Origin of the sequence: Proteiniclasticum sp., from assembly GCF_003514505.1 — a bacterium.
In the GTDB taxonomy this organism is placed as follows: domain Bacteria; phylum Bacillota; class Clostridia; order Clostridiales; family Clostridiaceae; genus Proteiniclasticum.
Map to the genome: position 1 here is coordinate 1 of NZ_DOPX01000025.1, position 7305 is coordinate 7305.

Consider the following 7305-nt stretch of genomic DNA (forward strand, 5'->3'; position numbering starts at 1 on the left):
TTAGGCACGCCGCCAGCGTTCGTCCTGAGCCAGGATCAAACTCTCAATTTAAAAGTTTGAACTAGCTTTTCATTACACTAGCTTCTGAACTTCATTTTCATGAAGTTCGCACTTTCTTTTAGAAAGTGGTTTTTTTTGATTTCTCAAAAAGAATTACTTTGGTTTTTTACCTATATTCTGTTTAATTTTCAAAGAACTGTGTTTGCTTGTTTTCGTGCCGCTCTCTCAAGCGACTTGTCTATCTTATCACGGAGAAAGAATCTTTGTCAACATCAAATTGTATTAATTTCTCAAAAATTTTAGTTATTTTTATACAATTCACTTTCCTGTTGCCAATCAGTACATTTCGACATATTCATAAGGTCTGTTCTTCGTGCTCTATAATCATACCCGATTTACCAAAACTTTACAATGACCATGTCAAAAAGTTAAATGATAGTTCATAGACCAGAAAGAGAGCCCTTTCAGGCTCTCTTAGATCTCAAACATTCAGTTATGCGATGTCTGCGGACTTGAACTGCGAGTTATAGAGTTTGAAGTATTCGCCACGTTTCTTCATTAATTCCGTATGAGTTCCGTCTTCTTCTATCCCATTTTCAGTGAGCACTATAATTCGTTCCGCATTCCGGATGGTGGCCATCCTATGCGCAATGATAAAGGTGGTTCTGTCTTTGGCCAGCTCATTGATGGACTCCTGAATCACCGCCTCACTCTTATTGTCCAGTGAAGAAGTAGCCTCATCCAAAATAAGGATAGGGGATTCTTAAGAAACATTCTCGCAATGGAAAGTCTCTGCTTTTGCCCACCAGAAAGCTTTACACCCCGTTCTCCAATATAAGTATCAAAACCATTAGGCATATCCATGATGAACTCATAGGCATTGGCTTTCTTTGTGGCCTCAATGACCTCTTCTTTTGTGGCATCCAGATTGCCATAAAGTATATTTTCATACACACTGCCACTGAAAAGAAATACATCCTGCTGAACAATTCCGATGTTCCCACGAAGACTTTCCATGGTCACATCCTGAATGTTCTTCCCATCTATATAGATTCCTCCGCTGCTGATTTCATAGAACCTCGGAATCAGATTGCACATGGTGGTTTTCCCTACCCCACTGGGTCCAACAATGGCAATGGTCTGGCCCTCTTGCACCGTCAGGTTGATGTTTTTCAGCACCGCTTCCCTATCCCCATAAGAGAAAGCCACATCCTGGAATTCTACAGTTCCTTTGACGTCCTGAAGATCTTCCGCTTCATCCTTGTCAATGATATCCGGCGTAATGGCCATGACCTCACTGAACCTTCTAAAACCTGCCATTCCACGCTGAAACTGCTCCACAAAATTCGCCAGTCTCTTCACAGGCTGAATGATGATGCCCATATAAATGATGTAGGCGAAAAGATCCCCCGTGTTGATCTCTCCCAGATACAGAAAATAGCCCCCGAATGCCAAAGTCACAAGGTTCAGGATATTGGAGAAGAAATTGATCCCACCGGAGAAGATGCCCAGCTGCCTGACGCTTCTTGTACGAAGCTTCTTGAAGGCATTGTTTCCTTCATCAAACTTCTTTTCTTCATACTCCTCATTGGTGAAAGATTTTACTACTCGCACACCTGAGATGGAGTCTTCCAAACCTGCGTTGATGTCTGAAAGCTTCTCTCTCATCTGACGGAAGGTTCTTCTCATCTTGCTGTTGTAAAAAACTGCAAACAGCACCAAAAAAGGAACTACGGTAAACACAATAAGAGTCAGCTTCACATTGACCGTAAGAAGTAGACCAAAAGATCCCAGAAGCATGAGACCTGAGATGAAAATGTCCTCTGGTCCATGATGCGCCAGCTCGCTGATTTCATTCAGGTCATTCACCAGCCTCGACATGATGTGTCCGGTCTTTGTTTCGTCATAATACTTGAAGGACAGTTTCTGAAGATGAGAAAACATATCCTTACGCATGTCATATTCCATCTTCACCCCAAGTAGATGCCCATAGAAGCCCACCACATAATCCATCACAAATCGGAAGATATAAAGGAAGAACATCGCAATGGCCACTTTCACAAGACGCTCCATATCATTGTTTGGAAGAATGTCATTGATGAAAGTCCTCGTGATCTGAGGAAAAATAAGATCCGTTGCCGCGATGAGGGTCGCTGCCACCATATCCAGAAGAAAAAGCCACTTATGCGGCTTATAGTACGATATAAACTGTTTGATCATTTCATTCACCTGCACATATAATTTCGTTCACCTTTCCATTATAACGGAGTAAATCCGAAAATGTGGCCAAGAAGTATAAATCTGTTCTGGTTTATCGATAATCTCACTAGGTTCCTTTACCATAATTTTACTTTTCCTTCCGCATAATTCAGTAACATCTCCTCTGAAAGAAGGGTATAATATTGATATAATCTGAAATATAAAACACTATGGAGGTAACGTATGCGAATTTATGCACACAGAGGCAACTCTTCTGTTTATCCTGAAAACACCATGGCAGCATTCCAGTCTGCTCTGTCCGTCGGCGCAGAAGGCATCGAAACCGATGTGCATCTGTCAAAAGATGGTATCCTTGTGATCACCCATGATGAAGAAATCAGCAGGGTATCAGATGGAAAAGGTCAAGTGAAGGACATGACATTGGAAGAACTCCGAAAATACGATTTCGGCAGCTGGAAAGGAGAGGCCTATAAAGGAGAGAAAATCCCAACTCTGAAAGAACTCCTCGACCTTATAAGAGACACCGACCTCATGCTGAATATAGAAATCAAAATGGGGTTTGTCCTCTACCCGGGTCTTGAAGAAAAACTTGTGGAGATGATCAGATCAGAAGGGTTCCTGCACCGGGTCATCTTCTCCAGCTTCAATCACTACTCTCTTGCCCTTATAAAGCAGCTGGAGCCAGAGGCTAAAACCGCTCCATTATATGAATGCGGGCTCTTCCAGCCCCATGAGTACGCCAAAACCCTTGGTGCATCCTTTATCCATCCCTCTTATACATCCATGGACCCAAGACTGCTGGAAGATCTCAGAAAAAATGGCATCGGGGTGAACCTCTGGACAGTCAATGACGTCCAGACCGCCCACTACTTCAATACCCTCGGGATTGATGGCATCATCACAGATTATCCGGAAGAACTCGTGAAAGCATTAAGGAGGCCGTAAGTATGGAACACAAACTGGACTACAAAAAGACCTTTACTCTGGGCTTTGGCTTTTTCGCCATCAGCATCACCTGGAGCGTCTACAACGCTTTTATGCCGCTGCTTCTTGGCAACTACCTGAAAAGCGCAGCACTTATTGGTTTTATCATGACCATCGACAATTATCTGGCTCTTTTCATTCAGCCCGCCGTGGGCTTCTACTCCGATAAGATCAACACAAGGTTCGGCCGAAGAATGCCCTTCATCATGGTGGGCATGCCTCTGGCAGCTGTTTTTATGTTTCTGATCCCTCAGACAAAGAGCCTCTATGCACTGGTTTTTGCTTTGCTTTTCATGAACCTGTCCATGAGTATTTACCGTTCTCCAGTCATTGCTCTTATGCCTGACATCACCGCAAAGCAGCACAGATCCAAATCAAACTCCATCATCAACTTCATGGGCGGCATTGGATCCCTCATCGCCTATCTTATAGGCGGAAGGCTTTTTGAACTAAACGAAGGCTATCCCTTTATCCTCTCCTCCTTCCTCATTCTCTTTTCCTTTGGTGTTCTTTTCCTGAAGATCAAAGAGCACCGGGATGTGCTTCATTATGAATCTGCAGAAGAGAAGAGAAACCTCATTCAGGGTCTTGGTATTGCCTGGAAAGACAAAAATGCCAGAAATCTCCTCTTTGCCATCTGCAGCTGGTTCATTGCCTATAACGGTATTGAGACCTTCTTCACAAAATATGGACAGAGCTATTTGGGCATTCAGCCTGCTCAAGCCACCACAACTCTGGCATTCATCAGCTTAAGTTTCCTTGTGTTTGCCATACCTGCTGGAATCATTGGAACCAAAATCGGAAAGAAGAACACCATCCGCATGGGCGTGGGTCTGGCTGTAATTCTCACTCTGGCACTCTATCTTCTGAAGCCGCAGCAGAGCAACATGCTCCTCTACATGAGAATTCTCTTTCTTGGGGTAGGATTTGCCTGGGCTTCCATCAACATCAACTCTTATCCTCTGGTAGCCGACATGAGCCCCTTGGGACTTCTTGGCACCTATACCGGAGTTTATTATCTCTTCTCCTCCATCGCAAACATCATTTCTCCTGTACTTTTGGGTTTTCTCATTGATGTCATCGGATATCAGGTTGTCTTTCTCTACGGTGCTTTCTTCTTTGGACTTGCGTTCTTCTTCATCAGCCAGGTCCATGACAAGAGAGCCGAAAACGGCAACGATTAAGTGATTTTTAGAAAGAAAGGTGTCATTTTATGGTTTACTTTGAAACAGAGCGGCTTCGCTTCAGAGACTGGAACCGGGAAGATCTTCCCCAGTTCAGGAAGATGAATAAAGATCCTCAGGTCATGCAATATTTTCCCGCTCCCCTGGAGGATGCAGAAACCGACGCTTTCTTTGACAGGATTCAAAATGAGTTTAAAGATTCAGGGTATGGTCTCTATGCGGTGGAGCTCATAGAAAGTGGAGAATTCATTGGCTTCATCGGGTTCCATGAAGCCTCCTTCAAAGCTTCCTTCACCCCTTGTATTGAGATCGGTTGGCGGCTGAAAGCTTCCGACTTTGGAAAAGGATACGCCACAGAAGGTGCCAGAGCCTGTCTAGACTATGGATTCAAAGTGCTGAAGTTCACAGAAGTTTACAGCTTCACTGCTAAAATCAATCTTCCGTCTGAACGTGTCATGCAGAAAATTGGCATGACCAAAGCTGGAGAATTTGAACATCCTAATGTACAGGAAGGCAGCATCCTGAAGGCACACGTCCTTTATCACACAAAAGCATAAGTCACAAAAAACCTGGTGTCTAAAAGACTCCAGGTTTTCGTCATTCTGTTATTCCGATTCAAATATCTTTCAGTCGATGACGGATCTCTTCTAGAAGAATACCGCATTCTTCATCTGAAACTCCTTCTCTCAATCTTGCGCCAAGGAGCACCGTTTCCCATAAGTAAAGATTCCTTTCCTCTTCCCGGGTTATCCCTCCCGTAAAATATGCCGCATGATATCCACTGAGAAGCTCACCTCTTATGAGCTGAAGGGCATCTTTGATTTCCACTGCCACGTCTGGAAACACCGCAAACTTCAGAATCATCTCCGTTCTCGCTACATCGGCCAAGGGATCGCCACTTCCTGCAGTCATCCAGTCCAAAACTACAATGCGCTCCTCATCCAAAAAAATGTTATCCGGATGAAAATCCATATGGCAAAGGGTCTTTTTCTCAGGAAGCTCTGCGAGAATACTAAGGAGCTTCCATTTCATATCATCAGACAGTTTCTCAACGTGTGAAACTGCATATTTTGTCCCTTCCTTTATCGAGGGCAGGGACTTTAAGTCCACTGCATGGATTTTGCCATGGATCTCTGCCATAAGCTTTCCCATATCACGGCTTTTCTCCGGTGAGGATGAGAGAAGCTTTGTCATGGAAGAGCCTTTCACCTTCTCATAGATGAGGCCACTTCTTCCTTCAACCATTTCCTTCCCATAGATGCCAGCGCAGAAGGGAAGGTGCTGACGAAGAAGTTTCTGCATCTGATATTCTCTATCTGCTTCCTCTGCACCGACAAAATCATAAAACAGTTTGATGACGGTATCCTCTGACCAGTCATACACCTCAGCGGTTCTGCCTTCCCCAATCTTTTTCCCGATCATGCTTATCACCTCAAAGCTTTTTTCAGTTGGAACGATAGCAGAGATAAGAAAATTCTTCTATTTTTCCTCTTTCTTCTGATATATGGTAAAATCCAATTCTATACCTGAATGCTCATCCAAGGCTGTTTCTCTATGAACCTCGACAAAGTCCGTAAGCTTTTCCAAGGGGAAATAGGTATCTCCCTGAAACTCTTTATTCACATAAGTGATATAGAGCTTTTCACAGTAAGGCATGAAGTGCTGGAAGAGCTCTCCACCACCAATGATCATGACTTCTTCGGATAAATCTCTATACTTCAGCACCTCTTCCAGATCATGAAGCACCTCCACCCCTTCCGGAAAGGAGAGATCTCGGTTTCTTGTGAGAACCACATGTTTTCTTCCTGGAAGCATCCCCGGCAGACTTTCAAAGGTTTTCCGACCCATGATCATGGTTTTGCCCATGGTCACTTTTTTAAAGTACTGAAGATCCTTCGGAATCCTCCAGGCCAGAGCGCCTTCTTTTCCGATGATTCCTTCTCTAGTTGTGGCAACAATAAGGCTCAGCATATCAGACAGACACCTCCATGGCAATCTTACCCAGATGATTGTAGTCTAAAAGCTTGATGTCTTCGATGGTGAACTTATAGAAGTCCTTCACCTCTGGATTGATCCAAAGCTTTGGCGCTTCTGGAGCTTCTCCCCGGGAAAGCTGCTCTTTCATCCCTTCCACCTGATTTTCATAGATGTGGGCATTGTTGATCACATGAGTGAATAGACCAGGCCTCAGCCCTGTCACTTGGGCTATGAGATGCACGAGCACCGCATATTGGGTCATGTTGAAAGGCACACCCAGGGGAAGATCTCCCGATCTTTGCACCAGCATGCAGTTGAGTCTTCCATCGGTGACATCCCACATGGTCATGAACGCGCAAGGGTATAGGGATCCGCCGTCTAAATGGGGAATCTGCCAAAGGCTCATGATCATCCTCCTGTCCTGAGGATTGTTTTTCAGGCTGTGAATGAGCCGGTCTACCTGATTGTATTCTTTCACCACCCACCCATAGGAGGTTCCGATGGTGCCATCTTCCTTCATCCATTCATCCCAGATATGGACATTCTCTTCTTGAAGCTTCAACACAGAATTGGACTGGTCCCGGTAAATCCAGAGCATTTCCTTCACTGCAGTTTTAAATCCCACAAACTTTGATGTAAGAATGGGGAATTCTTTCTCCAGATCAAACTGCATGATTTTGTGGGGGAGTTTATAGGTAGGCATCCCGGTTCGGTTGCCGTCATAGTATCCATGTTCCAGCACCTCTTTGACAATGCTGAGATATTGTGTGTCCGCACGATTCATCTAAAATCCTCCTTCAGAAAAAACTTCTTCTATTCATTATAAAAGTTCTACAGCGATTTTGGTAGGGTGTTCCAGAAAATCATCTGTTTATCAAAAACCACCATAATAGAAAAAGCGCCAGGTCCTAAGACCCTGAACTGCTCCCTGTCAAGTGGA

General features: G+C 44.2%; 6 protein-coding genes and 1 pseudogene. 3 read left to right on the top strand and 4 right to left on the bottom strand.

Annotation, left to right across the window (positions count from 1 at the left end):
- Positions 1-493: 493 nt before the first annotated feature.
- Positions 494-2220: pseudogene (locus tag DEF30_RS08025) on the bottom strand (ABC transporter ATP-binding protein).
- 222 nt (positions 2221-2442) lie between these two features.
- Between DEF30_RS08025 and DEF30_RS08030 the strand changes: the two are divergent.
- The 3 genes from DEF30_RS08030 to DEF30_RS08040 are packed head-to-tail and all read left to right on the top strand — an operon-like array spanning position 2443 to position 4945.
- Positions 2443-3165 (top strand): glycerophosphodiester phosphodiesterase, encoded by a 723-nt coding sequence (locus DEF30_RS08030; RefSeq protein WP_294098016.1) that lies wholly within the window; start codon positions 2443-2445, stop codon positions 3163-3165.
- A gap of 2 nt (positions 3166-3167) precedes the next feature.
- The gene (locus tag DEF30_RS08035) at positions 3168-4388 is read left to right on the top strand and encodes an MFS transporter (protein WP_294098017.1); all 1221 of its coding nucleotides are present in this window, start codon (positions 3168-3170) and stop codon (positions 4386-4388) included.
- 29 nt (positions 4389-4417) lie between these two features.
- A complete protein-coding gene (locus tag DEF30_RS08040; RefSeq protein ID WP_294098019.1) occupies positions 4418-4945 on the top strand; it encodes a GNAT family N-acetyltransferase in 528 nt (175 codons plus the stop codon).
- A gap of 58 nt (positions 4946-5003) precedes the next feature.
- Here DEF30_RS08040 and DEF30_RS08045 read toward each other — a convergent pair whose 3' ends face one another.
- From DEF30_RS08045 to DEF30_RS08055, 3 genes are read right to left on the bottom strand one after another with little or no spacing between them, the layout of a single operon-like run.
- Entirely contained in the window at positions 5004-5810 is an 807-nt protein-coding gene (locus DEF30_RS08045) for an aminoglycoside phosphotransferase family protein (RefSeq protein WP_294098022.1), read from the bottom strand.
- Between the two features lie 57 nt (positions 5811-5867).
- On the bottom strand, positions 5868-6359 hold the full coding sequence (locus DEF30_RS08050) for a dihydrofolate reductase (protein WP_294098024.1): 492 nt from the start codon (positions 6357-6359) through the stop codon (positions 5868-5870).
- A 1-nt stretch (position 6360) separates the two neighbouring features.
- Complete coding sequence (locus tag DEF30_RS08055) at positions 6361-7149, bottom strand: thymidylate synthase (protein WP_294098025.1); 789 nt, start codon at positions 7147-7149, stop codon at positions 6361-6363.
- Between the last annotated feature and the right edge of the window lie 156 nt (positions 7150-7305).

What these genes read in the sequence shown, in the direction of transcription:
- DEF30_RS08030 (WP_294098016.1), top strand. Translation starts at nt 2,443, where the DNA reads ATGCGAATTTATGCACACAGAGGCAACTCTTCTGTTTATCCTGAAAAC.
- DEF30_RS08035 (WP_294098017.1), top strand. Translation starts at nt 3,168, where the DNA reads ATGGAACACAAACTGGACTACAAAAAGACCTTTACTCTGGGCTTTGGC.
- DEF30_RS08040 (WP_294098019.1), top strand. Translation starts at nt 4,418, where the DNA reads ATGGTTTACTTTGAAACAGAGCGGCTTCGCTTCAGAGACTGGAACCGG.
- DEF30_RS08045 (WP_294098022.1), bottom strand. Translation starts at nt 5,810, where the DNA reads ATGATCGGGAAAAAGATTGGGGAAGGCAGAACCGCTGAGGTGTATGAC.
- DEF30_RS08050 (WP_294098024.1), bottom strand. Translation starts at nt 6,359, where the DNA reads ATGCTGAGCCTTATTGTTGCCACAACTAGAGAAGGAATCATCGGAAAA.
- DEF30_RS08055 (WP_294098025.1), bottom strand. Translation starts at nt 7,149, where the DNA reads ATGAATCGTGCGGACACACAATATCTCAGCATTGTCAAAGAGGTGCTG.